Below are 23,927 nucleotides of genomic sequence, written 5' to 3'. Positions count from 1 at the left end.
ATAATGACCTTTTCCAAGAAACTTTGCGGGGTAGCGGGGGCGCTTGGCCTGACCCTGCTCGCCGCTTCGCCGGCATTTGCCGGCCCGATCAAGGCGCCTGACGCCGCTGCCATGGCCGGCATGGTCAACAAGGGCGACGTTGCCTGGATGCTGATCTCCGCCGCTCTGGTGTTGATGATGTCGATCCCCGGCCTCGCCCTCTTTTACGGCGGTCTGGTCCGCAGCAAGAATATGCTGTCGGTCCTGATGCAGGTGTTCATGATCGTGTCGGTCGCAGGCCTGGTCTGGGTCTGCTGGGGCTACAGCCTCGCCTTCACCAGCAATAATCCGTTCATCGGCAACTTCTCCAAGGCGTTCCTGATGGGCGTCGATGCCACCACTTATGCAGCGACGTTCAGCAATAACGTCTATCTGCCTGAACTGGTGTTCGTCGTGTTCCAGATGACCTTCGCCATGATCACCCCGGCCCTCATCGTCGGCGCTTTTGCCGAACGCGTGAAGTTTTCGGCGCTGATCGTGTTCGTCGTCGCCTGGCTGACGGTGATCTATTTCCCGATCGCGCACATGGTCTGGTATTGGGCTGGCCCCGACTTCCTGGCTGATGCACCGACCGACACCGGCTTCCTGTGGGGCATGGGCGCGCTTGATTTCGCGGGCGGCACCGTCGTCCACATCAATGCGGGCATCGCTGGCCTGGTTGGCTGCCTCATGATCGGCAAGCGCGTTGGCTTTCCCAAGGAACCCATGCCGCCGCACTCGCTCGTCATGACCATGATTGGCGCAAGCCTGCTGTGGGTCGGCTGGTTCGGTTTCAACGCCGGTTCCAACCTGGAAGCCAATGCCGTCACCGGCGTCGCCTTCATCAACACCATGGTCGCCACCTGCGCAGCTGCCGTCAGCTGGGCGCTGGTCGAACAGTTCCACCATGGCAAGCCTTCGCTGCTGGGTGCCGTCACCGGCGCTGTCGCGGGCCTCGTCGCCATCACCCCGGCGGCTGGTCTGGGCGCGCCTATGACTTCGGTCGTCCTGGGCTTCGTCGTCTCGCCGATCTGCTACATCTTCGTGGCCTTCGTGAAGGGGAAGCTCGGCTATGACGACAGCCTGGACGTATTCGGCGTCCACTGCGTTGGCGGTATCGTTGGTGCCATCGCCACCGGCATCGTCGCTTCTCCGGCGCTCGGCGGTCAGGGTTATTTCGACTATACCGTCTTTCCGGCGGGTTTCGATGCCTCGGCCTACAGCATCTCCGGTCAGGTCATCACCCAGATCAAGGCGGTTCTGTTGACCCTCGTCTGGTCCGGAGTGGGTAGCGCAATCCTCTTCTTCGTCATCGACAAGACCATCGGTCTGCGTCCGAGCGCTGAAGATGAACAGCAGGGTCTGGATCTCTCCAGCCACGGCGAGCGCGCCTACAATATGTAAGACTTGGCAGGGCGGGCCGCCCGAAAGGGACAAGGCCCGCCCGCCCCACTATGTTCCTCCTGCGAACATGCCTTGGGCCGATGCGAAAGCATCGGCCCTTTTTTTGTTCTTACAAGAACTGTCAGGCGGTGGGGCGGGTCCACAGGCCAGCGGGGCGCGGCGTGGTAGCGGGCCAGCGGCGGGCGCGGCCGATCACCTGCCAGCCAGACCGGGCGACCCACAGCAGCTTGTCGGACTTGGGCGTGACGACGCGATGGTCCCAAGCCTGTTCGCCCCTTCTGGCGACTTCACGCGCAATGTCGCCATAGATGCCCGCTGCGGCCAGCACGGCCCAGGCTGCACGCGGTGACAAGGCACCGGTGCCGTGGCGGGCGCTTTGCTCATAGGCGGCGGCCATGTCGGCCATCCGCTGACCCAGCTGGGCAAGGCGCGGGCGCGCCCATGGCTTCATATGTTCGCCCGGCGGGATGTCCATCTCGACCAGCCATTCTTCGGGCAGGTAGCAGCGGTCGGCGGCCTCATCCTCGCTGATGTCGCGGGCGATATTGGCCAGCTGGAACGCCAGTCCCAGATCGCAGGCGCGGTCCAGCGTTGCTTCATCGGCCGGATCGACCCCCATCAGCACCGCCATCATGCAGCCGACTGCGCCCGCAACATGGTAGCAATAACGCAGCATATCGTCCTGGCTGCGCGGCCGCCAGTCGCGCGCGTCGAGCGCGAAGCCCTCGATCAGGTCATGGGCATAGCGGGCGGGAATGGCACATTCGCGCATCACCACGCCAAAGCCGTCGAAAGCCGGATCGCCCGTCGCCTCGCCCCGCAGCGCCATGTCGGTCAGCACGCGGATGGTCGAGAGTCGCGCCTGCCCGTCGGTCACGCCGGTGAGCGTGCCGCCATGGTCCTGCCCATCGGCAATATCGTCGCATTTGCGGCACCAGGCATAGAGCAGCCAGGCGCGTTCGCGGGTCACCCGGTCGAACAGGGTGGAGGCCATGGCGAAGGATTTGGAACCGCGCGCGATGCTGGCCTGCGCATGGGCGACGAGGGCGGGGCGGTCGAGAAGTTGCGCTTCGGTCATCCAATGGACATGCCCGTCTGATGGCTGGCCTGCAACCCACGCCGGTGGACAGCACAGTGTGCTCCCGCGCAGGCGGGAGCACGCCATCCTACAGCCGATCCGCCTTCATCGCGAAGATGGTTTCGTGCGGTTGATAGGCGGTCATAGCGTCTAGCAGGGCGTCGATGCCGTCGGCGTGGAGCAGGATGCCCGCATGTTGGGGGCGGATGAAGCCGGCCTGCACCATCTGGCGGTTGAAGCCGACCAGCTGATCATAGAAGCCGCCGACATTGAGCAGGCCGACCGGCTTTTGATGATAGCCCAGTTGCGACCAGCTGATCGCTTCCCACAACTCGTCCATCGTGCCGACGCCACCAGGCAGGGTGACGAAGCCGTCCGACAGGTCGGTGAACAGCTGTTTGCGCTGGTGCATGGTCTGGACGACGTGCAGCTGCGTGCAGCCGCGATGGGCGACTTCGGCGCCGACCAAGGCTTCGGGGATTACGCCGATCACCTCCCCGCCCGCTTCCAGCGCAGCATCCGCTACCGCGCCCATCAGGCCAAGGCGACCGCCACCATAGACCACGCCGATGCCGCGCGCGGCCAGGGTGCGGCCGACATGGCGGGCGGCTTCGATAAATATGGGATCGGCGGGGGTAGCCGATCCGCAATAGACTGCCAGTTTCTTCATTATGCTCAGCTCAAATCTTCCACCATCAGCGCCGCGGTCGCCTTCGCGCTGCCGACGACGCCGGGTATGCCCGCGCCCGGATGCGTGCCTGCGCCCACCAGATAGAGGTTGGGGATCACATCGTCGCGATTATGCGCACGGAACCAGGCGCTCTGGGTCAGCAGCGGCTCTAGGCTGAAGGCGCTGCCCAGATGGGCGTTGAGATCCCGTCCGAAATCGGACGGCGCATAATGGAATTGGGTGACGATGCGCGAACGGATGTCGGGGATCAGGCGATGCTGGATCTCGTCCAATATGCGTTCGGCATAGGCGGGCGCGAACTGGTCCCAGTCGATCGGCAGCTTGCCCATATGCGGCACCGGGGCGAGGGCGTAAAAGGTCGAATGGCCTTCGGGCGCCATCGACGGATCGGTGACGGTCGGGTGGTGCAGATAGAGGGAGAAATCCTCCGGCAGCACGCCATGATCGTAAATGTCGGTCAGCAGCCCCTTATAGCGCGGCCCGAACAGGATCATATGGTGCGGGATGCCGGGCCAACTGCCCTTGATACCGAAATGCAGCACGAACAGGCTGGGCGACCAGCGCTTGTGCGCCAGCTTCTCCCCCTGTTTTTGCCCGCGCGGATGGTGGGCCAGCAAGTCGCGATAGCTGTGCATCAGGTCGGCATTGCTGGCGACGGCATCCGCCTCCCCGCGCCACCCGGAAGCGGTATGGACGGCGGTGACCTTGTCACCATGGGTTTCGATCCGGGTCACCTTGTCGCCCAGCCGCAATGTGCCGCCCAGCCGTTCAAAATGGGTCGCCATGCCCTGCACCAGACGGTTGGTGCCGCCTTTGGCGAACCAGACGCCGCCATCCTTTTCCAGCTTGTGGATCAGCGCATAGATGGCGCTGGTGTTCATCGGATTGCCGCCGACCAGAAGCGTGTGGAAGGACAGCGCCTCGCGCAGCTTGTCATTCTTCACATAGGAGGAGACGATCGAATAAACCGAGCGCCAGGCCTGATATTTGGCAAGGGCGGGCGCGGCCTTGATCATCGAGGCGAAGTCGAGAAAGGCGACGGAGCCGAGCTTGCGATACCCCTCCTCATAGACGCCTGCGGCATAATCGAGGAAGCGTTCATAGCCTGCGACATCGGCGGGATCGAGCTTGGCGATCTCCGTCCGCAGCGACGCTTCGTCATTGCTATAATCGAAATTGGTGCCGTCGCGCCAGTTGAGGCGGTAGAAAGGGCTGACCGGCATCAGCGTCACATCCTGCGCCATGTCATGCCCCGACAGACGCCACAGTTCCGACAGGCAATCGGGATCGGTAATGACGGTCGGCCCGGCGTCGAAGGTGAAGCCGTCCTTTTCCCACATATAGGCGCGCCCGCCGGGACGGTCACGCGCCTCAACCAAAGTGGTGTCTATACCGGCGGATTGCAGGCGGATGGCGAGCGCCAGCCCGCCAAAACCTGCGCCGATGACGATCGCTTTTCTGGTCATCAGGCGGGCGGATTCAACAATGTTCGCATGGCATCCCTTATGGGCACGGGGGGGCGTCCGCACAAGATGCGGATGCGGTCGGTGAGGGTGGAGCGCCCGGCGTAGAAGCGCTGGATGAGCGGTGCGGACAGGCGATAGAAGCGGGCAAAGATGCGCCAGCGCTGGTCGGGCTGCGCCGCGCCGAACAGCATCTTGCCGAGCAGGCGATAATAGCTGCCGTTGCGCCAGTGGGCAGCGGCGCGGGCGCGGGTGACGGCAGCCAGACGATCAAGCGGCTGGTCCACCAGCCAGGTGGCAAAGCGCACCGCGTCGGGCAGCGAATAGCCGGTCATCGGTTGAAACAGCCCTGCCCGCACCCCGGCCCGCGCGATCGGATCGTCACTGGGCCAATAGGCGTCGAAATCCCCGCCATGAACGACCGGGAGGACGCCCTGTTCGCGGTGGATGACCGTGCCGTGCCAGCCCTTTGCCTGCGCATAGGCGGCGATGCGCGCGCCGATGGTGGCGACATCCAGCGCCGCGCTGTTGCTGTAATAGGTGTCCTCAATGAAAATGGTGCGCGCGTCCCAGGGCAGCAGATAGACGAAGCGATAGCCATCGATCTGGTCCACGGTTGCGTCCATGATCACCGGCCGGTCGATCCCATGGGGTGCATCCAGCCGCAGCGTATGGCCGACAAATTTCTGCCAGCCGCAGCGCAGCATCGACAGATCGCCCGCGCCACGCGCGTCGATGACCGCACCCGCTGCAATCTCTCGCCCGTCCGCCAGCGTGATGCCCGACGGTGAAACGGACATGGCATCCGCCCCGGTCAACACGGCGTCGCCCAGTACGGCGCGGACATGGGCGTCGAGCTTGGGCGAGGCGACACTGTTATAGGGGGTGTCGAGCCGCCGCTGATGGCCGGGAAAGCGGACTTCATGGCCCTGCGGCCAGCGATGGCTGACCAGCGGATCGACCAGCCAGCGGTCACCCGGCACAACATCGCCATCGAAGAAGGACCAGATATGATTGCCGCCAATGACCGCGTCACGCTCGATCAGCGTCAGCCGCACGTCGGGTCGCCGCGCGGCGAAGGCAAGCGCGATCAGGCTGCCCGCCAGGCCGCCGCCAAGGATCGCCAGATCGCATTCCACCCGCTTGGTCATGCCATCCTGTTAGGGGAGGCGATAGGACAAGGCCATGACTCAAATGCCGCGGCGGCATGGTTTTTGGGGAAGCAGGGCATCTTGTCATGATCGCTATTATAGGATAGGGGGCTATCCTATGCATATTATCGCGGATCGGGACAAGTTGCTGGCGCGGGTGCGCCGTATCGCGGGACAGGTGGCTGCCGTCGAGCGCCAATTGGCGGGGGACGCGGGTTGCTCCGAAACGCTGCAACTGGTGGCGTCGGTCCGCGGCGCGGTGGGCAGTCTGATGGAGGAGCTGATCGAACAGCATATGCGCGAGCATGTCGCCCGGCCCGGCCTGACCGATGCCGAGCGCACAGCCGCGAGTGAGGAAATGCTGGCGCTGATCCGCCGCTACGGGAAATGACGATGCATAACGACCATCATCATCATGGCCATCATGCCCATGATCGGGACCATGACCAGGGGCTGGAAAATGCTGCATCGCTGCAAGGCGGCGATGGCGAGGACAGCCATTATTTCGACCATATCTATCTGTCCGCCGGGCATGACGAGAATGCGAAGCGCACCCTGTGGGTCGTCTGGCTGACCGCCGCGACCATGGTGGTGGAGATTGTCGCGGGCTGGACCACCGGGTCGATGGCGCTGCTGGCCGATGGCTTTCATATGGCCACGCACGCGGGCGCGCTGGCGGTGGCGGCGGCGGCCTATGGCTATGCCAGGCGGCACGCGCGCAACCCGCGCTTTACCTTTGGCACCGGCAAGGTCGGCGACCTGTCAGGCTTTGCGTCCGCGCTGTTGCTGGGCGTCATGGCGCTGTTCATTGCGATCGAATCGGGGATGCGCTTCTTTCAGCCGGTCGAGGTTGCCTTTGGCGAGGCGACTTTGGTGGCAGTCGTCGGGCTGGTCATCAATATCATCAGTGCCTTTCTGCTGGGGCATGACCATAGCCATGATCATGACGGGCATGATCACGCCGATGGTGCCAAGCATGGCCATGCCGACAATAATCTGCGCGCTGCCTATGTGCATGTGCTGACCGATGCGCTGACGTCAGTGCTGGCGATCGCGGCGTTGCTGGCGGGGCGATATCTCGGCTGGTGGTGGATGGACCCGGCGGTCGGCCTGCTGGGTGCGGTAGTGATCGCGCGCTGGGCCTGGGGCCTGATGAAGGATACCGCCGCGATCCTGCTCGATACCGCCGAACCGGCGCTGATGGCGACAGTGCGGACGCTGGTAGAGGCCGAGGGCGCGACCATCCGCGACCTGCATGTCTGGCGCATCGGACCCCATGCCCATGCGTCGATCATCAGCCTGGCACCGGGCGCGGACGCCGCGCGGATACGCGCGCGGGTGCGGACGTTGCCGCGGATGGAGCATGTGACGGTGGAGGGCTGAGATTTCCATGTTCTAAGGGGATTGCCCTGCGCACCGGCTTTGTTCGATGATGCGCCATGGATTTCATGAAATGGATCAACTCGCTCGACGAGCTTCTCTACGAAGTCATGAGCTGGCTGCTCTTCTTCCCGCTGACGCTGTGGCGTTCGATCATCCATCCCTTTGCGATGATGGACTATGCCGATGACCAGCTCGCGCTGCCCGATGACGCGCAATATGGCGCAGCGCTCAGCCCGCCGCTGTTCCTGGCGATTGCGCTGCTGATGGCCCATGCGGTTTCGCTGGCGCTGGGGCAGGTCGACGCGATCGTTGCGGACCGGCACGGGCTGGCCGGACTGGTCAATGACGATGCCAGCGCGCTGGTGCTGCGCCTTGTGGTTTTTGCGTCCTTTTCCCTGTTTACCGCGACAAGGATGGTGCGCCGGCGCGGCCTGCCGATCGACCGCAATGCGCTGCGCGCGCCCTTTTACGCGCAATGCTATCCCACCGGCGTGTTCGCGCTGGGCATTGGCATAGGCATCAGCCTGGCCCGCACGACAATTCCGGCCGCCTATATGGGCGGCATCGGGCTGGTTGTCGCAAGCATAGTCTATTATGTCATCATCGAGACACGCTGGTTCGCCATGAAGCTGGAAACCGGCTATATTTCCGCGATCGGTGCGGTTGCCATCACCCTGTTTGAAGCATTTACCCTGTTCCTTATCGTCGGATTTCTGTTCACGCGCTAATGTTCATGTCAGCGCCCTGTCAGGAGGATTGATCCATGCGTTGCCTGCCTGTGATAGCCGTCCTGCTGGCGGCATCCGCGAACCCCGCCATCGCCCAGACCCCGCCCGATGTCGCCGACCTGGTCGGTGCCAGGGCCGCCGGGGGCGAAACCCAGCTGGAGGCGCGGGGCTATCGCTTCGTCACCACCAATGTGGTGCGGGACACGAAATGGTCCTTCTGGTGGAGCGACCGGCAGCGGCAGTGCATTTCGGTGGCGACGGCGGAGGGCCGCTACAACGCGATCGGCACGGTTCCGGCGGCCAATTGCAATGCTGGCGGCGGCGCGGCAACGCGGCCAACGCAGCCGTACGACCGGATTTCGCTGGTCTGTATCGGCGCGGGCAGCGGGCCTGCGACGCAAAGCACGTCCGGCTATCGCTACAATCGCAAGTCGCGCAAATTCGAGCCGGAATTTGGCACGACGATGGGCCGCGAAGCCTTCTCGTCCGATCTGGAGATCGAGATTGCCGATGGCGTCGGCCGGGTTCATCCGTCCGGCAAGCTGGTGTCGCCGATCCATTCGGGCGGGAGCGACGGCTGGTGGCCGATCGCCGACCTGCTGGTGACGCCGGACCGGATTACGGGCAGCTATCGCATGAACGGGCTGAACAAGCCGCGCATCGATTATGATCGCCGCACGCGCATCGTCCATGTGCGCGCGGCGACCGAATTTACCGGGCGGTGCGAGGAGCAGTGATCAGTCGCTCTTGAGCGCGTCCATGATCTGGCGCACCGGGGTGATGTCATAGCCTGCGGCGGCGGCCTGCGCTGCCAGCACGTCGCCATTATCCCCTGCCCGCGCGCGGGTGAGCGCCCAGAGCAATGTGCTGCGGGTGCCTGACCGGCAATAAGCGAGCGTCTTGCCCGTCCCGGCCTGTTCCAGCGCGGCGGCCATGCCATCAAGCTGCCAGGGCGCAAAGCCGCCATGGGCTACGGGTACGGCGACATAGGCGATGCCCGCCGCCTTGGCCGCGGCTTCGATTTCCGCGCCGTTGACCTGACCCGGCTCCTCGTCATCGGGGCGGTTGTTGACGATCATCGTCACACCCTGCGCCTTGGCCTCCGCCACCTGATCGATCGTGATCTGGGGGGAAACGAGGATATGGTCGGTCAGCTTGCGGAACATGGGGTGCGTCTCCTTTTGCCGCTGCCATGCGCGCTCATATCCAAGGTTTCAAGAGATTTGGTTCGCGCAGAGGCGCAGAGAGCGCGGAGATAAAAAGCTATGATTGGGTCTCTGCGTCCTCTGCGCCTCTGCGCGATACCGTTCAGAGATAGGGCCGGATCGCGGCCAGGAAGGCGTCGCCCCAGGCATCGAGCTTCTTTTGGCCGACGCCGCTGATCGTGCCGAGATCGCGCAGGCTGGTGGGGCGTTGTTCGGCCATTTCGCGCAGGGTCGAATCGTGGAAGATGACATAGGGTGGCACGCCCGCCTCCTGCGCCAGTTCGCGGCGGCAGGTGCGCAGCGCGTCGAACAGCGGATCGCCGACCGGGTTGGCCTCCGCGCCGTTGCGGGCGTTGCGCTTGCGGCGTTCGCGCTTGGGCGGCACGAGGATGCGCACCTCCTCCTCGCCGCGCAGGATCGGCCGGGCGTTGGGGCCGAGCATCAGCCCGCCATGCTCGGTCGTTTCCAGCGCGTCGCGCACCAGCAGAGCGCGCGACACCGGGCGCAGCAGCGCGGTTTCGTCGCCCGACACGATGCCATAGACCGAAATCTTGTCATGGCCGCGCTCGCGCAACTTGTCGGTGACGCCGCCGGTCAGCACCGCCTCGATATGGCCGGAGCCAAAGCTTTGCCCGGTGCGATAGACGGCGGAGAGATATTTGCGCGCGGTTTCGGTGGCATCGACGCTGGCGGGCGGCGAGAGGCAATTGTCGCAATTGCCGCAGGTGGCTGGCGGGGATTCGCCGAAATGGCGCAGCAGGATCGCCCGACGGCAGGTGGCGGTCTCTACCAGCGCGCCGAGCGCGGCGATGCGGGTGCGCTCGCCCTGCTGGCGGGAAGGGTCCAGTTCCATGATCCGCTGGCGGGCGCGGGCGAAATCCTCCGCGCCCCAGAAGAGATGCGCGACCGCCGGTTCGCCATCGCGGCCCGCGCGGCCCGATTCCTGATAATAGCCCTCGATCGACTTGGGCAGTCCTGCGTGCGCCACAAAGCGCACGTCGGGCTTGTCGATGCCCATGCCGAAGGCGACGGTGGCGACCATCACCATATCTTCGCTGGCGATGAAGGCGGCCTGGTTGCGGGCGCGGACGGCGGGGTCGAGACCGGCATGATAGGCGCGGACGGGGCGGCCGCCGCGTCCCAGCGTTTCTGCCATTTTCTCGGTCGCGGCGCGGGTCTGGGCATAGACGATGCCGGGACCGGGATGGGTCGCGACCAGATCGGCGAGCTGGCTCGACAGGCCGTCGCGCGGATGGACGGCATAGCGGATGTTGGGCCGGTCGAAGCCGGAGATGATGAGGCCATCGTCGGGTATGCCCAACTGGACAAGGATGTCCTTGCGCGTATGCGCGTCGGCGGTGGCGGTGAGCGCCAGGCGCGGGACGTCGGGAAATTCGTCGAGCAGCGGGCGCAGCAAGCGATAGTCGGGGCGGAAATCATGGCCCCATTCGGACACGCAATGGGCTTCGTCGATCGCGAACAGGGCGACCTTTGCCGATCGGAGCAGGCTGCGAAACCCCTCCTGACTCGCGCGTTCGGGGGCGACATAGAGCAGATCGAGATCGCCATTGCGGAGGCGGTCCTGCGTCTCGCGCCAATCGGCGTCCACGCTGGTCAGGCTGGCGGCGCGCAGGCCCACGGCGTTCGCCGCGCGCAACTGGTCATGCATCAGCGCGATCAGCGGCGAGACAACGACGCAGCAGCCATCCAGCGCCGCCGAGGGCAACTGGTAGCAAAGCGACTTGCCCGCCCCGGTCGGCATGATCGCCAGCGTGGGAAGCCGTGCCATGACGCGACCAACCACCTGTTCCTGCACCCCGCGAAAGGCGGGAAAGCCGAATATGTCGTGAAGGAGGGTGGGAATGTCGGGCCGCATCGCATGGCCTCTAGCGACTTGGGCGCAGGGGGGCCAGTGGGTGTTGCGTTATGATGGTGGTGCGGGGGTAGCGGACGTCCCTTATCCCTCTCCCTTGAGGGAGAGGGCTGCGCAGACTTGGCTGCTTGCAGCCTTAGTCGCAGCTGGGTGAGGGTGTAGCGACCGCACCGCTGCGCGCACGATCAGCGCCGATCCCCCTCATCCAACTTCGCCTAGGCGCCTTCGTCGCCAAGGCTGCGTATCCTTCTCCCCCGCCGGGGAGAAGGTCGCTTCTGGTCCGCTTCATTCCACCGGATCGAGCAGGCAGCCCCAGCCGGGGCGGAAGCGGGCGGTGCGGGTGGCCATGAGCGGGACGCTGGCGTCCACCGCCTCATTCTCTGGCCGGTCGGTCAGTCGAACCAGCGCCATGCCCGGTTCCTTGTCATCGGCGCAACTGCCCATCGCGCGCCCTTCGACATAGCGGCAGGAACAGGTCAGCCGCGCGCCATAGGCAGCGCCCAATCGGGCCTGATCACGCAGGCTGTTCCAGTGCCAGCCAAGCGCGATCAGGAGCGACAGGCAGAGCGCAAAGGCAAGATAAATGATCGTCCGGCGACCCGGCATATTCCCGACTCGGTTGGGGATGGCTAAGGCCGCGGCTTATGAAGAGGGAATGGAACAGCGTAAAGCGGCTTGGCCTGGGCGTGGCCCTGGCCGCGCTGGTCGGCGCGGGCGGGCTTTGGAGCGTGCGCGCGGCCGATCCGCAGCCGCTCTATCGCGTGTCGCGCGACGCGGTGGTGAACGAGGCCGCGCTGCGCGCCGCGATCGACCCGCTGTTCGACGATAACGACATGGGCGACACGCGCGCCTTGCTGGTGATGCGCGACGGGCAGGTCATTGCGGAACGCTATGCGCCCGGTTTCGGCCCGGACACGAAATTGCTGTCCTGGTCGATCGCCAAGAGCGTGACGGCGGTGCTGGTCGGGCTGATGGTGTCCGACGGGCGACTGGCGCTCGACGCGCCGGTGCCGGTCGATGCGTGGCGCCAGCCGGGCGACCCGCGCGGGCGGATTACGCTGCGCCAGTTGCTGACGATGACGTCGGGGCTGGACCATGTCGAGGATGGCGATCCGCTGCCTGCTGGCGATACGGTGCGGATGCTGTTTGCCGACGGCGCGCAGGATATGAGCGGCTTTGCCGAGGCCAAGCCGCTGGCCCATGCCCCCGGATCGACCTTTTCCTACTCGACCGGCAGCACGATGATCCTGACCGACCTGATGACGCGGATGCTGACCAACAGCGACGATCCCGACGCGCGGCGGCGGGCGATGCAGATGTTCATCGACGGCAGGCTGAAGGCGCCGGGCCAATTGCCCAGCCTGACGCCCGAATATGACGCTGCGGGCACGATGATCGGCGGCAGCATCCTGCACATGACCGCGCGCGATTATGGCCGCTTTGGCGAATTGCTCCGCCGCCATGGCCGCAGCCCGACCGGCCACCAGATATTGCCGGAAAAATGGATCGACATCATGACCACGCCATCGGCGCGCAACCCGGCCTATGGCGCGCATCTGTGGCTCAACCGGGAAAGCAGCGAGAGCGCGCTGATGCCGGGACAGGCGCCCACAAGCCTGTTCGGCTGCGTGGGTCATAATGGCCAATATATCCTCGTGTCCCCGTCGCAGCGGCTGACCGTCGTGCGGATCGGCATGTCGCCGCACAAGGAACAGCGGGTCGCGGTCAAGACGGCGCTGGCCCGGCTGATCGGACTGTTTCCGGGCTAAAGCAGGAAGCGCCCTTCGATCACCGTCCGGCACCCGCCGGTCAGGATCACCCGGTCGCCCGCCAGCGTGCAGCCCAAGCGCCCGCCGCGGGCCGATGCCTGCACCGCGCTGATCGCCGTCTTGCCCAGTCGCGCCGCCCAATAAGGGGTGAGCAGGCCATGCGCCGACCCGGTGACGGGATCCTCATCCACCCCGCCGCCGGGCACGAAAACCCGGCTGATGATGTCGCTATCGTCCCCCGGCGCGGTGGCCATCAGCAGCAGGTCGCCCGCCGGGCGGAGCGCGGCGAAATCGGGCGTCAGGGCGCGGATCGCGGCGGCATCGCGATAGACGAAGATGGCATAGCCGCCATCGCGCCAGCGCGTTTCCAGCACATCGCCGCCCATCCCCGCCGCCAGATCGGGCAACGGCTTGGCCTGCGTCTCCCATGCGGGCAGCGACAGTTCATAGCCCGCCCCGGCCCGCACGACCGTCAGCACGCCGGCATGGCGGGTGCGGAAACGGATCGCGTCCCGATCGCCGATCAGCACATGGCCGCTGGCCAGCGTGGCGTGGCCGCACAATTTGACCTCCACCGTCGGGGTGAACCAGCGCAGCGCATAGTCTGCGTCCGGGTCATCCGGCGTCGGAATCGTGAAGGCGGTTTCGGACAGGTTGTTTTCCGCAGCAATCGCCTGAAGCGTCGCATCGTCGAGCCACTGGTCGAGCGGCATGACGGCGGCGGGATTGCCGGTAAATGGCTCGTCGGCAAAGGCATCGACCTGGGTGAAGGGCAGGCTGGGCATGGCGGGTTCCTCAATGGATAGAGCGCCGTGATGCCGGGCGCGCGGGCGGGCGAACAGGGCCGCCCGTGCGCGATTGGCCGCCTAACCTAGCAAGACGAGCGCGCTGCACACCGCCAGCCCGACGATGATGTTGATCGGCACGCCGATCCGCACGAAATCGGCGAAGCGATAATCGCCCGCCGCATATACCAGCGCATTGGTCTGATAACCGATCGGGGTGGCGAAGCAGGCGGACGCACCGATCATCAGGGCGATGACCAGCGGGCGCGGATCGACCCCCAATTGCTGCGCCAGCGCGATGGTGATCGGCGTCAGCAGCGCCGCGACCGCATTGTTGCTGAGCAGTTCGGACAGCAATAGCGCGAAGAAATAGATGATGAACACCAGCGACCAGACCGGCGCGACGGTCAGCAGCGGGGTGATCCAGCCGACCATCAGCGCCACGCTGCCCGCCCGTTCCAGCCCAAGGCCGACCGCCAGCATCGCAAAGATCAGGATCAACACATCGCCATCGATCGCCGCCCAGGCTTCTTCGGGGTCGATGCAGCGGGTGACGAGGATGACCCCAACGGCGATGAAGGCCGCCATGCCGATGCCGATCACATCCAGCGCCGACAGCAACACGACCGCCGCCATCGCCGCCATGGCGATCCACGCCTTGTTGCGGCGAAAGGCGCGGGTGCGGCTGATGTCGACGCCGATCAAGTGGGGATTGTCCCGCAGCGATCGGATTGCGTCGTCGCTGCCCGCGATCAGCAGTCGGTCCGCGCCGCGCACCCGCGCTTCGGCCAGTGCAGGGCCGGGCAGATGGCGCGACCGGTGGATGCCGATGATGCGGACGCGCAGGGCATGGAGGAAGGGAATGTCCAGCAACCGCTCCCCGATGGAAGGGTGGCTGGGGGCGACCATCGCTTCGATCACCGTACCTTCGCGCGCCGATGTGCTGGAATCGGCGGCCACGCCCAGATCGAACCCGCCCGATTCGCGCAGCGTCATGATGGCGGTGCCGTCTGCGCGGACGATCAACCGGTCGCCGGAGCGCAATTCTTCGGTCAGTATCTCGCGCCGTCGTATCTCGCCGCCGCGCTTGAGGCCGAGCAAGACGACCGAGGGGCTGAACAGGCCAAGCGCGCCAATCTCCCGCCCGATCAGTTCGCTATCCTGCGGCACCACCAGTTCGGTGAGATAATCCTGCACCGTGCCGCCCGTTTCTCCACTGATAGCGGGCGGATCGCTGGGCAGGAGGAAGGACAGGCAGAGCAAGGCGACGATCCCGGCGGCCGCACCGGCCAGGCCATAGGGGGTGATGTCGAAAATGCCGAACGGCTCCATCCCCTGATCGGCAGCGATGCCCGCGACGATCAGGTTGGTCGATGTGCCGATCAAGGTGAGGCAGCCGCCCAGCACCGCGATCGTGTTCATCGGAATCAGCAATTTCTTGACCGGATAGCCGGTCGCCTGCGCCAGTTTGAACATGATCGGGATCAGCAGCACGACAACGGGCGTATTGTTGAGGAATGCCGACAGCACCGCCGCGCCGAGCGCGACTTCAGCCAATGCCAGTCGGGGATGCTTTTTTGCGCGCGCCATGATGATGTCGGCAACGCGATTGATTACCCCGGTGCGGATCAGCGCGCCGGACAGCACGAACATCGCCCCGACGGTCAGCGGCGCACTGTTGGAAAAGACGGAGAAGAGCGATTTTTCGTCGAGCAGGCCAAGCAGGGCAAAGGCGCAGGCTCCGACCACTGCGATGACCGTGGGCGAATAGCGTTCGCGCACGAAGGCGATGAACATCAATGCCAGGATGCACAGGCCGATTTCCGCGCGGTATACGCCCAGCAGCGCGGTGATGAAATGCATGGCCCGATTCCCCCTGATCGCGTCGGTCGCGTCTCAACAAGGCCAAACGAAATGGGCCAGCCATGGTTGCATGGCTGGCCCGTATCGCGGCGGTATGGGGACGTTTTGTCGTCATGTCCGCGCCGTGCGTGGTGACGTTCCCCAGGCTTACGCTCTGCCGCTGGCCCTGTGGCGGGCCTAGAACGGAGCCTATCCTAAATTTGCCGAGTCGTCTCGCCTTTTTAGCGCAGGATCGCTTCGCTTTGGCGCGTCAGTCGGTTTCGGGGCGTTCGCCGCATTGGGCGCGGTGGAGCAGTTTCTGGTCGGCAAGCACCAGCGCCATCATCGCTTCGACCACCGGCACGCCACGTATGCCGACGCAGGGGTCATGGCGGCCCTTGGTGATGATGTCGGACGCTGCGCCTTCGCGCGTGACGGTTTCGACCGGGATCAGGATCGAGCTGGTCGGCTTGAACGCAACACGGACCTTGACCGGCTGACCGGTGGAAATGCCGCCGGCGATGCCGCCGGCATGGTTGGCGAGGAAGATGGGGCCATCGTTACCCCCGTCCAATGCAGGCCGCATCGGATCGGCATTCTGCTCGCCGCGCAGGCTGGCGGCGGCGAACCCGTCGCCAATCTCTACGCCCTTGACCGCGTTGATGCTCATCATCGCGCTGGCCAGTTCGCTGTCGAGCTTGGCGTAGAGCGGCGCGCCCCAGCCTGCCGGAACGCCCGACGCGACACATTCGACCACCGCGCCCAGCGACGAGCCGTCGAGCCGGGCTTCGTCGACCAGCTTTTCCCAGCGCACCGCCGCCTGCCCATCCGGGCAGAAGAAGGGATTTTGTCCGATCAGCGCCGGATCGAAATTGTCATAGTCGATGGCATCGCCGCCAATGGCGCTGACATAGGCGAAAATATCGACTTCGGGGATGACCGCACGGGCGACCGCGCCCGCCGCGACCCGGCTCGCGGTCTCGCGCGCGGACGACCGGCCGCCGCCGCGATAGTCGCGAAACCCATATTTGGCGTCATAGGCATAGTCGGCATGGCCGGGGCGATAGGCCTTGGCGACGTCCGAATAATCTTTCGATCGCTGGTCGGTATTTTCGATCATCAGGCTGATCGGGGTGCCGGTGGTCCGCCCTTCAAACACGCCCGACAGGATGCGGACCTCATCCGCCTCGCGCCGCTGGGTGGTGAATTTGGACGTGCCGGGCTTGCGCAGGTCGAGCCAGGGCTGAATGTCGGCTTCGCTGAGCGGCAAGCCGGGAGGACAGCCGTCGACCACCGCGCCGATGGCAGGACCGTGGCTCTCGCCCCAGGTGGTGAAGCGGAATATACGACCAAAGGTGTTGAAACTCATAATCCCCTCTCCCCTTGGGGGAGAGGGAGGGGCCCGCCCGGCGCAGCCGGGTGGGAGGGTGAGGGGTTTTGGCGCGCCGTCATCAATATTGTCTCCAACACCCCTTCGATATTGCTCAACACATCCGCATTGGCGAAACGGACGATGCGGAAGCCTTCTCGTGCCAGTCTTTCCGACCGATGCCGGTCGGCTGCTTCCCTAACGGCATGGTCGTCGCCGTCAACTTCGATGACCAGACGAAGATCGGCGCAATAGAAATCCGCGATATAATCGACCAGCCAGACCTGTCGCCGGAATTTTAGGCCTGCAAGCTGGCGGCTGCGCAGCCTGGCCCAGAGCCGCCGTTCCGGTTCGGTCGGGTCGCGTCGCATGGCGCGAACCCGATTCAGGGAGTCTGGCGTGGCAGGGTCAGGTCGCTTCATTCCCCTCACCCTCCCACCGCTTCGCGGCGGGCCCCTCCCTCTCCCCTGAAGGGAGAGGGTCAATTGTCACTTGTCCAGCGCGATATCCGGGGCGTCCTCGGCCTTCATGCCGATGACGTTATAGCCGGCATCGACATGGTGGATTTCGCCGGTCACGCCGCTGGCCAGATCGGACAGCAGATAGAGACCAGCGCCGCCGACATCCTCGATCGTCACATTGCGGCGCAGCGGCGAATTCAACTCGTTCCATTTGAGAATGTAACGGAAATCGCCGATGCCGCTGGCGGCGAGCGTCTTGATCGGCCCGGCAGAGATGGCATTGACGCGGATATTTTCCGGTCCCAGATCCATCGCCAGATATTTGACGCTGGTTTCCAGCGCCGCCTTGGCCACGCCCATGACATTATAATGGGGGATGACCTTTTCCGCGCCATAATAGCTCAAGGTCAGGATGCTGCCGCCATTGGGCATCAGTGCGCGGGCGCGGCGGGTGACTGCCACGAAACTGTATGCAGACACGTTCATGGTCAGCAGGAAATTGTCGAGGCTGGTGTCGACATAGAGGCCGCGCAGCTCATTCTTGTCGGAAAAGCCGATCGCATGAACCACGAAATCCAGCCCGCCCCAGCGCGCCTCAATCTCCGCAAAGGCTCCGTCCAGCTTGTCCATGTCGGTGACGTCGCAGTCGATCAGAAAGTCTGACCCGACCTGCTGCGCCAATGGCCGCACGCGCTTGGCCAGCGCGTCGCCCTGATAGGAGAAAGCCAGTTCCGCGCCCTGTTCATGCAGCGCTTTCGCAATGCCCCAGGCCAGCGACTTGTCATTGGCCAGGCCCATGATGAGGCCACGCTTTCCTGCCATCAAGCCGTTCATATCGTCGTTCCATTCCCTTGGGTGTGCGGCTCTGCGGCCTCTTCCTCTTCGGGAAATTCCGCCAGCGCCGCATTCAGTTCCGCGCCAATTACCACGCCAAGCCCAACGAGAAAGAAAAAAATGAGGGTGATCATGACGCCCGCCAGACTGCCATAGGTGCGGTCATAGCCGCCCAGCAGCGACAGGGTGGGCGGCAGCAGCAAGGTGGTGCCATACCACCAGAGCGATGTGGCGACAGCGCCGGGCCATTTGGGGAAACGGCGATCCTTGTACAGGGTCGGCGTCAGCGACACGAACAAGGACCAGAGCGCGACGCAGACAATGCCCATCGGCACGAGCTTGGCCGACGCCACCAGCGCGATCGCATCATCGGCCCAGGGCAATATCTGTTGCAAAAACTGGTCGATGCCGGTGATGACAACCTGCAGCGAAAAGGCAAACATCACCGCGACGACGCTGACGAGGGTGATGCCGACAGCGCCCAGCCGGTAGCGCCAGAAGGGCTTGGTGCTTTTGGTGCCATAGGCGCGGCGGAGAATGTCGCGGATCGTTTCAATCAGGCTGCCCACGGTCCACAGGCCGACCAGCGCGCCCAGCCACAGCAAGGGGCCGGAGCGCGCCGCGAGCACATCGTTGATCGGCTGGCGCACGACATCGGCCACCCCGCTCGGCACGGTGGTCAGGAAGGCGTTGACCGCCTGCACCCCGTCCTGCGTCCGGCCAAAAATGCTGGCCACCGCCGCTGCGACGATGAAGAAGGGGAACAGCGTCATCAGCGAGAGATAGGCGAGGTTCCCGGCATGGATGAACCCGTCGCTATAGGTGCCGACCGCCACCCGCTTGAAAATCTCGAACGGGTGCGATCCGGGGCGGGCGCGGGTAAGGTGGCGGTGGATATGACCCGCCATCCGCTGGCGACGGGATTCAGGCGACAGGGGCGAAGGCATGGGCATCCGCCCGTAACGCCCTAGACGCCCAGATGGGCGCGCACGGCCCGCCTATCCTGCCAATTTTCCACCAGCGCCTTGATGGCCGGATCGTCGGCCGGCACGTCGATCATCAGGGTGACGAGCTGGTCGCCCCGCGCGCCATCCTTGCCGGTAAAGCCCTTGCCGCGCAGCCGCAGCGTCTTGCCCGACGCCGCGCCTGCTGGCACGCCCAGCATGACCGGACCATCGACGGTCGGCACCTTGACCTTGCCGCCCCTGACCGCTTCGTCCAGCGTGATCGGCAGGTCGAGCCGCACATTGTCGCCGTCGCGGGTGAAGAAGGGGTGCGGCCTTACGTCAATCGTGACGATCGCGTCGCCCGCGCCGCCCGGTCCCTGCTGCCCCTTGCCCGACAGCCGCATCTGCGTGCCGCTTTCGACGCCTGCAGGCAGTTTCAGGTCGATGGTCTTGCCGTCCTGCAGGGTGATCCGCTGGGGCGCCAATGTAGCGGCGTCGGCAAATTGCACCGCCAGCCGATAAGCGACGTTCGCGCCCTTGGGCGGCGGTGCCTGACGGCCAAAGCCGCCGCCACCGCCCGCGCGACGCCCCGCGCCGCCAAACAGGCCTTCGAAAATATCGCCGAAATCAGCGCCGCCCGTTTCAAAGCCGCCCGGCTGGCCGCGAAAGCCGCCACCGCCACCCCCGCCAAAACCGAAGGGCGCGGTCGGATTGCCATCGCCGTCAATTTCGCCCCGATCGAAACGGGCGCGCTTGTCCTTGTCGGACAGCAGGTCATAGGCGTTGGTCGCAGCGGAAAATTTCTCGGCAGCCTTGGGATTGTCCCGATTCTTGTCGGGATGCAATTCCTTGGCCAGCTTGCGATAGGCGGATTTGATCTCCGCGTCGGTCGCGCCGCGCGCGACGCCCAATGTGGAATAGGGATCGGCCATCATCTTACCTGTTGCGAAAAAGCATCACTTGGCGACTATGTGGCGGAGGATGGCGCGACATTCAAGCAATGGATGCGCGCCAAGCCCGCCATAACCCTGATGGGGTATGCGCCCCGTCACGCCAATTGCTAGCCGCCGCCTGTCTCGCGTGGGGAATGCGAGTATTTTGGGGGTTATATCATGTTTCAGAAATTTGCATGGGGTGCCGTGGCTGCCCTGTCGATGCTCGGCCCGATCGCGACCAGCGCGCAGGCGCAGGTCGGTCCGCCGCCGCCAACGCCAGAGCAACTCGACCAGCTGGAAAGCCTGTTCCGCATCGGCGTGACCCTGGGTCTGGCAGGCGGCGGCACATTGACCGACAATTATGGCCTGGACATCGCCAATGACGGCCAGGATTTCATGAATCCGCAGCGTTTGCGCCAGCGTTATGGCGCGCAATATAATGATCTGCTGCCGGTCAGCGGCGTCATCGATTTTCGCGGCCTGCCAATCTATGGCTTTTATGACGCCAACAGCTCGATATTCCGCATCTCCATCCCTGCGCTCGATGCGGAAGGCGAAACCTACCAGAACCGCTTTAACGGGGTGACGCGCCAGTCCTCCTACGACCTGTTCAACGACTATCTGGACGAGGTCGACAGCGCCGAAGCCGAACGGCTGGTGCGCCTGCTGCTCAAATCGCTGGCGCGCTATTCGCCGGTCGATCCGCTCGCAGGCAATCCCAGTTCGGTGCAGAGCAGCATGATCCGCTCCAGCCTCGACCTCTCGTCGGGCGATTCCGCGATCGAACAGGCGGCCAATGGCGGCACCAACACGGCGGGCGACCCGTGGATCGTCGGCGCCAATTATAGCGGCGGTTCGTCGGACGGCGGTCGCTATGACTTCATGCGCGTGGACGGCCGGATCGCGCGCAGCTTCCGTCTGAGCGAAGGCGGCCGCGCCCTGCTGAAATTCGATCTGCCCGTCAGCTATTCCGAAGTGAATGGTGCGCGCGCCGCCACCGCCCAGTTCGGCGTCGGCGTCGAATTTCCGGTGATCGCGCAGCGCTGGTCGCTCGAACCGCGGATCGGCTATGGCATTACGGGGTCGGACCAGCTCGGTTCGCTCGGCCATATGATTTCCGCCACGGTGGCCAGCCGCTATGTGCTGGACGGACTGGGCCGGGGTCGGCTGATCATCGGCAATATGATCGGCTACACATCGACGATGAGCACCGGCTTTACCGGCTATAATGTCAATCCGGGCCTGAAAAACTGGGCATTCCGCAACGGGCTGGCCTATGACCTGCCGCTCAAATTCCGCGGGTTCGGGCGCAATACGTCGGTGCGGGCCAGCTATGCGCTGACCAACTATACCGGCGACAAGCTCTATTATAACACCTTCCACGAAATGACCCTGTCGCTGGGCATCAGGGGCCGCGAAGAATCGGCGCGCAACGCCCGCGACCTCATCCGCCTGAACTTCAACCTGATCAAGGCGGGCGACTATACCAGCTGGTCGGCTGGTCTGGGCTTCCGCTTCTGATGATGCGAGGGGGTGTCGCGCTGGCACCCCCTCCCCTTCGGTCAGCCCGTATCGACAGGGCCGCGTCCCGCCCCTAAAGACCGGGCATGACCGATCCCTTTGCCCTGTTCGACGACTGGTACGCCCAGGCTCGCGAGAGTGAAATCAACGACAGCAACGCCATGGCGCTCGCCACCGCCGACGCGGACGGCCATCCGTCGGTGCGGATGGTGCTGCTAAAAGGGCATGGCCCGGACGGTTTTGTCTTTTACACCAATTTTGAGGGGCGCAAGGCGGGCGAACTGCTGGCCAATCCCCATGCGGCCTTGCTGTTCCACTGGAAATCGGCGCGGCGGCAGATAAGGATCGAAGGCCCGGTCGGCCCCGTCGATGATGCGACCGCCGACACCTATTTCGCGACCCGCAGCCGCGACAGCCAGCTGGGTGCCTGGGCATCCGACCAGTCCCGCCCCCTTCCCGACCGCCAGACCTTCATGGACCGCTATGAGGCCGTACGAGCGCGCTTCGATGGCGGTCCCGTACCGCGCCCGCCGCACTGGTCGGGCTTTTGCGTCACGCCGCAACGGATCGAATTCTGGCAGGATCGCGAGCATCGCCTGCATGAGCGGCGGCTGTTCACCCGCACGGGCGATGGCTGGAGCGAAGGCTTCCTCTACCCCTAAACACTTCTGACGCCACCATTTCGGACGAAGCGAGGCGCGGAAAGCGTGCGCTTGTTCGTCTATGCTGATGCCCCCTGACGCGCGCCGATTGCCGGTGGCCCATGGGCCTGTTAGGTGTCGGCCTGACAGACGTAAAAGAAGCGCGGAGCCTTGGCTCCTGCGGCCTAGAGGGACACGGATGCGTAACAGACTGACGGCCTTCATTCTCACCGGCATGGTTCTGGGGGTGATTGTAGGCTTCGCAGCCAATCTGTGGGTTGGCAGCGACAAGACGCTGGCCAAGGATGTGGCTGGCTATTTCCACCTGCTGGCCGACATATTTCTCCACCTGATCAAGATGATCATCGCGCCGCTGGTTTTCTCCACTTTGGTCGCGGGCATCGCCCATATGGGGGACAGCGCGGCGCTGGGGCGGATCGGCGGAAGAGCGCTCGCCTGGTTCGTGATCGCCAGCCTGATCTCGCTGACCCTGGGCCTGATCTTCGTCAATTTCTTTGCGCCGGGCGAAGGGCTGAACCTGGTCCGGTCGGGCGCGGAATCGGGCGTGAATACCGAAGCGCTCAATTTCCGCGACTTCATCCTGCATGTGTTTCCGACCTCCATGGTCGGGGCGATGGCGGACAATTCGATCCTCCAGATCGTCGTATTCTCGCTGTTCGTCGGCGTCGCGCTGACCGCGATCGGCGAAAAGGGCAAGCCGGTCGTCACCGTCATCGAATCGATGGTCGAGCTGATGTTGCAGGTGACCGGCTATGTCATGCGCGTCGCCCCCTTCGCAGTGTTCGGCGCGCTGGCATCGGTGGTGACGACCGAGGGGCTGGGCGTGCTGGTCACCTTCGGCGAGCTGATCGGTGAATTCTATATCGCGCTGGGCGCGCTATGGCTGCTGCTGTTTGCGGCGGGATCGATATTCCTGGGCAAGCGGATGTTCACGCTGATCCGCTATGTCCGCGAACCGATCCTGATCGCCTTCTCGACCGCATCGTCCGAAGCCGCCTATCCCAAGATGCTGGAGCAGCTGGACCGCTTCGGCGTGCCGCGGCGGATCTACAGCTTCGTGCTGCCGCTGGGCTACAGCTTCAACCTGGACGGGTCGATGATGTATTCGACCTTCGCGACTATCTTCATCGCGCAGGCCTATGGCATCGACCTGCCGATCGCGACCCAGATCACGATCCTGCTGGTGCTGATGGTGACCAGCAAGGGCATCGCCGCCGTGCCGCGCGCCAGCCTGGTCGTGGTCGCGGCAACCCTCGGCCAGTTCGACCTGCCGGTCGAGGGCGTCGCCTTCATCCTGGCGGTCGATCATTTCATGGACATGGGCCGCACCGCCACCAATGTGCTGGGCAACGCCATCGCCACGTCGGTCATCACCAAATGGGAAGGGATGCTGGAGGTCGAGGAGCCAATCGACGTCCCCCATCCCAAGGCTCCGGCCCACACCGCCGCGCATGGCCGCGCCGGGCTGGAGCTGGCCCCCGACATGGTGGACGACGATCGGAAGGGGTAGCAATCCCCTTCTCCCCGCCGGGGAGAAGGATAGGAAGCCTTGGCGACGCAGTCGCTTAGGCGGACTTGGAAGAGGGGGGTCGACGCAGAGGCTACTGGCTTGCGTTGGCTTGGCACACCCTCTCCCTGCTACGACTAGGCAGCAAGCTGCCAAGTCTCCACACCCTCTCCCTCAAAGGAGACCTTTGCAAAACCGATCAGATGTGATTCTGTTTTGATTGTGGGAGGGATGGTCGATGCATCGTTCAAGTGGTCAGGGGGATTTGGGTGGAGCCTGGTTGTCGCCGGATTTGGGGCGC

At 64.6% G+C, this 23,927-nt stretch carries 23 protein-coding genes; 9 read left to right on the top strand and 14 right to left on the bottom strand.

The genetic code is table 11. The features are described 5' to 3' along the window. Positions 1 to 3: 3 nt before the first annotated feature. Positions 4 to 1,422: an ammonium transporter gene (locus D0Z70_RS19940; protein WP_119749502.1), complete on the top strand. Its 1,419-nt coding sequence runs from the start codon at positions 4 to 6 to the stop codon at positions 1,420 to 1,422. Positions 1,423 to 1,543: 121 nt separating this feature from the next. On the opposite strand, the gene D0Z70_RS19935 is transcribed toward D0Z70_RS19940, so the two are convergent. The 4 genes from D0Z70_RS19935 to crtY form a co-directional block, all read right to left on the bottom strand. Beyond that, a complete protein-coding gene (locus D0Z70_RS19935; RefSeq protein WP_119749500.1) occupies positions 1,544 to 2,500 on the bottom strand; it encodes a phytoene/squalene synthase family protein in 957 nt (318 codons plus the stop codon). Between the two features lie 88 nt (positions 2,501 to 2,588). Further along, positions 2,589 to 3,170: an LOG family protein gene (locus tag D0Z70_RS19930; protein ID WP_119749498.1), complete on the bottom strand. Its 582-nt coding sequence runs from the start codon at positions 3,168 to 3,170 to the stop codon at positions 2,589 to 2,591. Between the two features lie 5 nt (positions 3,171 to 3,175). Next, on the bottom strand, positions 3,176 to 4,657 hold the full coding sequence (locus tag D0Z70_RS19925) for a phytoene desaturase (RefSeq protein WP_119749496.1): 1,482 nt from the start codon (positions 4,655 to 4,657) through the stop codon (positions 3,176 to 3,178). After that, positions 4,657 to 5,805, bottom strand: coding sequence for a lycopene beta-cyclase CrtY (gene crtY / locus D0Z70_RS19920; RefSeq protein ID WP_119749494.1), 1,149 nt, complete (start codon positions 5,803 to 5,805; stop codon positions 4,657 to 4,659). Before crtY ends, D0Z70_RS19925 begins: the two co-directional genes overlap by 1 nt. A 118-nt stretch (positions 5,806 to 5,923) precedes the next feature. Between crtY and D0Z70_RS19915 the strand changes: the two genes are divergently transcribed. The 4 genes from D0Z70_RS19915 to D0Z70_RS19900 are packed head-to-tail and all read left to right on the top strand — an operon-like array spanning position 5,924 to position 8,653. Continuing rightward, positions 5,924 to 6,196 carry a metal/formaldehyde-sensitive transcriptional repressor gene (locus D0Z70_RS19915; protein ID WP_119749492.1) on the top strand — a complete coding sequence of 91 codons (273 nt, stop codon included), beginning with the start codon at positions 5,924 to 5,926 and terminating at the stop codon, positions 6,194 to 6,196. Then, positions 6,193 to 7,188 carry a CDF family Co(II)/Ni(II) efflux transporter DmeF gene (dmeF, locus tag D0Z70_RS19910; RefSeq protein WP_119749490.1) on the top strand — a complete coding sequence of 332 codons (996 nt, stop codon included), beginning with the start codon at positions 6,193 to 6,195 and terminating at the stop codon, positions 7,186 to 7,188. The genes D0Z70_RS19915 and dmeF overlap by 4 nt, the downstream gene beginning before the upstream one ends. Before the next feature lie 56 nt (positions 7,189 to 7,244). Further along, positions 7,245 to 7,916: a hypothetical protein gene (locus D0Z70_RS19905; protein WP_119749488.1), complete on the top strand. Its 672-nt coding sequence runs from the start codon at positions 7,245 to 7,247 to the stop codon at positions 7,914 to 7,916. A gap of 35 nt (positions 7,917 to 7,951) precedes the next feature. After that, a complete protein-coding gene (locus D0Z70_RS19900) occupies positions 7,952 to 8,653 on the top strand; it encodes a hypothetical protein (protein WP_239019042.1) in 702 nt (233 codons plus the stop codon). Here D0Z70_RS19900 and D0Z70_RS19895 read toward each other — a convergent pair whose 3' ends face one another. The 3 genes from D0Z70_RS19895 to D0Z70_RS19885 all read right to left on the bottom strand — a co-directional run bounded on the left by D0Z70_RS19895 (position 8,654) and on the right by D0Z70_RS19885 (position 11,600). Then, entirely contained in the window at positions 8,654 to 9,082 is a 429-nt protein-coding gene (locus tag D0Z70_RS19895) for a protein tyrosine phosphatase family protein (protein ID WP_119749486.1), read from the bottom strand. Between the two features lie 142 nt (positions 9,083 to 9,224). Next, a complete protein-coding gene (recQ, locus tag D0Z70_RS19890; protein WP_119749484.1) occupies positions 9,225 to 10,997 on the bottom strand; it encodes a DNA helicase RecQ in 1,773 nt (590 codons plus the stop codon). Between the two features lie 282 nt (positions 10,998 to 11,279). Continuing rightward, positions 11,280 to 11,600, bottom strand: coding sequence for a hypothetical protein (locus D0Z70_RS19885; RefSeq protein WP_119749482.1), 321 nt, complete (start codon positions 11,598 to 11,600; stop codon positions 11,280 to 11,282). 38 nt (positions 11,601 to 11,638) lie between these two features. Here D0Z70_RS19885 and D0Z70_RS19880 point away from each other — a divergent pair, with 38 nt between their 5' ends. Further along, entirely contained in the window at positions 11,639 to 12,763 is a 1,125-nt protein-coding gene (locus tag D0Z70_RS19880) for a serine hydrolase domain-containing protein (RefSeq protein WP_119749480.1), read from the top strand. Here the strand turns inward: D0Z70_RS19880 and D0Z70_RS19875 are convergent. The 7 genes from D0Z70_RS19875 to D0Z70_RS19845 form a co-directional block, all read right to left on the bottom strand. Continuing rightward, positions 12,760 to 13,548, bottom strand: coding sequence for a PhzF family phenazine biosynthesis protein (locus D0Z70_RS19875; RefSeq protein WP_119749478.1), 789 nt, complete (start codon positions 13,546 to 13,548; stop codon positions 12,760 to 12,762). The genes D0Z70_RS19880 and D0Z70_RS19875 overlap by 4 nt on opposite strands. An 81-nt stretch (positions 13,549 to 13,629) precedes the next feature. Next, a complete protein-coding gene (locus D0Z70_RS19870; RefSeq protein ID WP_119749476.1) occupies positions 13,630 to 15,411 on the bottom strand; it encodes an SLC13 family permease in 1,782 nt (593 codons plus the stop codon). A 250-nt stretch (positions 15,412 to 15,661) separates the two neighbouring features. After that, entirely contained in the window at positions 15,662 to 16,759 is a 1,098-nt protein-coding gene (gene aroC / locus D0Z70_RS19865) for a chorismate synthase (protein WP_119749474.1), read from the bottom strand. Further along, on the bottom strand, positions 16,756 to 17,130 hold the full coding sequence (locus tag D0Z70_RS19860; RefSeq protein WP_119749472.1) for an endonuclease domain-containing protein: 375 nt from the start codon (positions 17,128 to 17,130) through the stop codon (positions 16,756 to 16,758). Before D0Z70_RS19860 ends, aroC begins: the two co-directional genes overlap by 4 nt. A gap of 117 nt (positions 17,131 to 17,247) precedes the next feature. Then, positions 17,248 to 18,054 carry an enoyl-ACP reductase FabI gene (fabI, locus tag D0Z70_RS19855; RefSeq protein WP_119749469.1) on the bottom strand — a complete coding sequence of 269 codons (807 nt, stop codon included), beginning with the start codon at positions 18,052 to 18,054 and terminating at the stop codon, positions 17,248 to 17,250. Next, positions 18,051 to 19,007, bottom strand: coding sequence for a YihY/virulence factor BrkB family protein (locus D0Z70_RS19850; RefSeq protein WP_119749467.1), 957 nt, complete (start codon positions 19,005 to 19,007; stop codon positions 18,051 to 18,053). The genes fabI and D0Z70_RS19850 overlap by 4 nt, the downstream gene beginning before the upstream one ends. A 14-nt stretch (positions 19,008 to 19,021) precedes the next feature. Continuing rightward, positions 19,022 to 19,933 (bottom strand): DnaJ C-terminal domain-containing protein, encoded by a 912-nt coding sequence (locus D0Z70_RS19845; RefSeq protein WP_119749549.1) that lies wholly within the window; start codon positions 19,931 to 19,933, stop codon positions 19,022 to 19,024. A gap of 180 nt (positions 19,934 to 20,113) precedes the next feature. Here D0Z70_RS19845 and D0Z70_RS19840 point away from each other — a divergent pair, with 180 nt between their 5' ends. The 3 genes from D0Z70_RS19840 to D0Z70_RS19830 all read left to right on the top strand — a co-directional run bounded on the left by D0Z70_RS19840 (position 20,114) and on the right by D0Z70_RS19830 (position 23,629). After that, positions 20,114 to 21,457 (top strand): hypothetical protein, encoded by a 1,344-nt coding sequence (locus D0Z70_RS19840; protein ID WP_119749465.1) that lies wholly within the window; start codon positions 20,114 to 20,116, stop codon positions 21,455 to 21,457. An 86-nt stretch (positions 21,458 to 21,543) separates the two neighbouring features. After that, positions 21,544 to 22,119, top strand: a complete 576-nt coding sequence (gene pdxH / locus D0Z70_RS19835; RefSeq protein WP_119749463.1) for a pyridoxamine 5'-phosphate oxidase — start codon at positions 21,544 to 21,546, stop codon at positions 22,117 to 22,119. Positions 22,120 to 22,297: 178 nt separating this feature from the next. After that, positions 22,298 to 23,629, top strand: coding sequence for a dicarboxylate/amino acid:cation symporter (locus tag D0Z70_RS19830; RefSeq protein WP_119749461.1), 1,332 nt, complete (start codon positions 22,298 to 22,300; stop codon positions 23,627 to 23,629). Positions 23,630 to 23,927 lie beyond the last annotated feature (298 nt).

The organism is Sphingobium terrigena, assembly GCF_003591655.1.
Taxonomy (GTDB): Bacteria; Pseudomonadota; Alphaproteobacteria; order Sphingomonadales; family Sphingomonadaceae; genus Sphingobium; species Sphingobium terrigena.
This window is presented reverse-complemented; position numbering and strand designations above follow the sequence as displayed.

What these genes read in the sequence shown, in the direction of transcription:
- D0Z70_RS19940 (WP_119749502.1), top strand. Translation starts at nt 4, where the DNA reads ATGACCTTTTCCAAGAAACTTTGCGGGGTAGCGGGGGCGCTTGGCCTG.
- D0Z70_RS19935 (WP_119749500.1), bottom strand. Translation starts at nt 2,500, where the DNA reads ATGACCGAAGCGCAACTTCTCGACCGCCCCGCCCTCGTCGCCCATGCG.
- D0Z70_RS19930 (WP_119749498.1), bottom strand. Translation starts at nt 3,170, where the DNA reads ATGAAGAAACTGGCAGTCTATTGCGGATCGGCTACCCCCGCCGATCCC.
- D0Z70_RS19925 (WP_119749496.1), bottom strand. Translation starts at nt 4,657, where the DNA reads ATGACCAGAAAAGCGATCGTCATCGGCGCAGGTTTTGGCGGGCTGGCG.
- crtY (WP_119749494.1), bottom strand. Translation starts at nt 5,805, where the DNA reads ATGACCAAGCGGGTGGAATGCGATCTGGCGATCCTTGGCGGCGGCCTG.
- D0Z70_RS19915 (WP_119749492.1), top strand. Translation starts at nt 5,924, where the DNA reads ATGCATATTATCGCGGATCGGGACAAGTTGCTGGCGCGGGTGCGCCGT.
- dmeF (WP_119749490.1), top strand. Translation starts at nt 6,193, where the DNA reads ATGACGATGCATAACGACCATCATCATCATGGCCATCATGCCCATGAT.
- D0Z70_RS19905 (WP_119749488.1), top strand. Translation starts at nt 7,245, where the DNA reads ATGGATTTCATGAAATGGATCAACTCGCTCGACGAGCTTCTCTACGAA.
- D0Z70_RS19900 (WP_239019042.1), top strand. Translation starts at nt 7,952, where the DNA reads ATGCGTTGCCTGCCTGTGATAGCCGTCCTGCTGGCGGCATCCGCGAAC.
- D0Z70_RS19895 (WP_119749486.1), bottom strand. Translation starts at nt 9,082, where the DNA reads ATGTTCCGCAAGCTGACCGACCATATCCTCGTTTCCCCCCAGATCACG.
- recQ (WP_119749484.1), bottom strand. Translation starts at nt 10,997, where the DNA reads ATGCGGCCCGACATTCCCACCCTCCTTCACGACATATTCGGCTTTCCC.
- D0Z70_RS19885 (WP_119749482.1), bottom strand. Translation starts at nt 11,600, where the DNA reads ATGCCGGGTCGCCGGACGATCATTTATCTTGCCTTTGCGCTCTGCCTG.
- D0Z70_RS19880 (WP_119749480.1), top strand. Translation starts at nt 11,639, where the DNA reads ATGAAGAGGGAATGGAACAGCGTAAAGCGGCTTGGCCTGGGCGTGGCC.
- D0Z70_RS19875 (WP_119749478.1), bottom strand. Translation starts at nt 13,548, where the DNA reads ATGCCCAGCCTGCCCTTCACCCAGGTCGATGCCTTTGCCGACGAGCCA.
- D0Z70_RS19870 (WP_119749476.1), bottom strand. Translation starts at nt 15,411, where the DNA reads ATGCATTTCATCACCGCGCTGCTGGGCGTATACCGCGCGGAAATCGGC.
- aroC (WP_119749474.1), bottom strand. Translation starts at nt 16,759, where the DNA reads ATGAGTTTCAACACCTTTGGTCGTATATTCCGCTTCACCACCTGGGGC.
- D0Z70_RS19860 (WP_119749472.1), bottom strand. Translation starts at nt 17,130, where the DNA reads ATGCGACGCGACCCGACCGAACCGGAACGGCGGCTCTGGGCCAGGCTG.
- fabI (WP_119749469.1), bottom strand. Translation starts at nt 18,054, where the DNA reads ATGAACGGCTTGATGGCAGGAAAGCGTGGCCTCATCATGGGCCTGGCC.
- D0Z70_RS19850 (WP_119749467.1), bottom strand. Translation starts at nt 19,007, where the DNA reads ATGCCCATGCCTTCGCCCCTGTCGCCTGAATCCCGTCGCCAGCGGATG.
- D0Z70_RS19845 (WP_119749549.1), bottom strand. Translation starts at nt 19,933, where the DNA reads ATGGCCGATCCCTATTCCACATTGGGCGTCGCGCGCGGCGCGACCGAC.
- D0Z70_RS19840 (WP_119749465.1), top strand. Translation starts at nt 20,114, where the DNA reads ATGTTTCAGAAATTTGCATGGGGTGCCGTGGCTGCCCTGTCGATGCTC.
- pdxH (WP_119749463.1), top strand. Translation starts at nt 21,544, where the DNA reads ATGACCGATCCCTTTGCCCTGTTCGACGACTGGTACGCCCAGGCTCGC.
- D0Z70_RS19830 (WP_119749461.1), top strand. Translation starts at nt 22,298, where the DNA reads ATGCGTAACAGACTGACGGCCTTCATTCTCACCGGCATGGTTCTGGGG.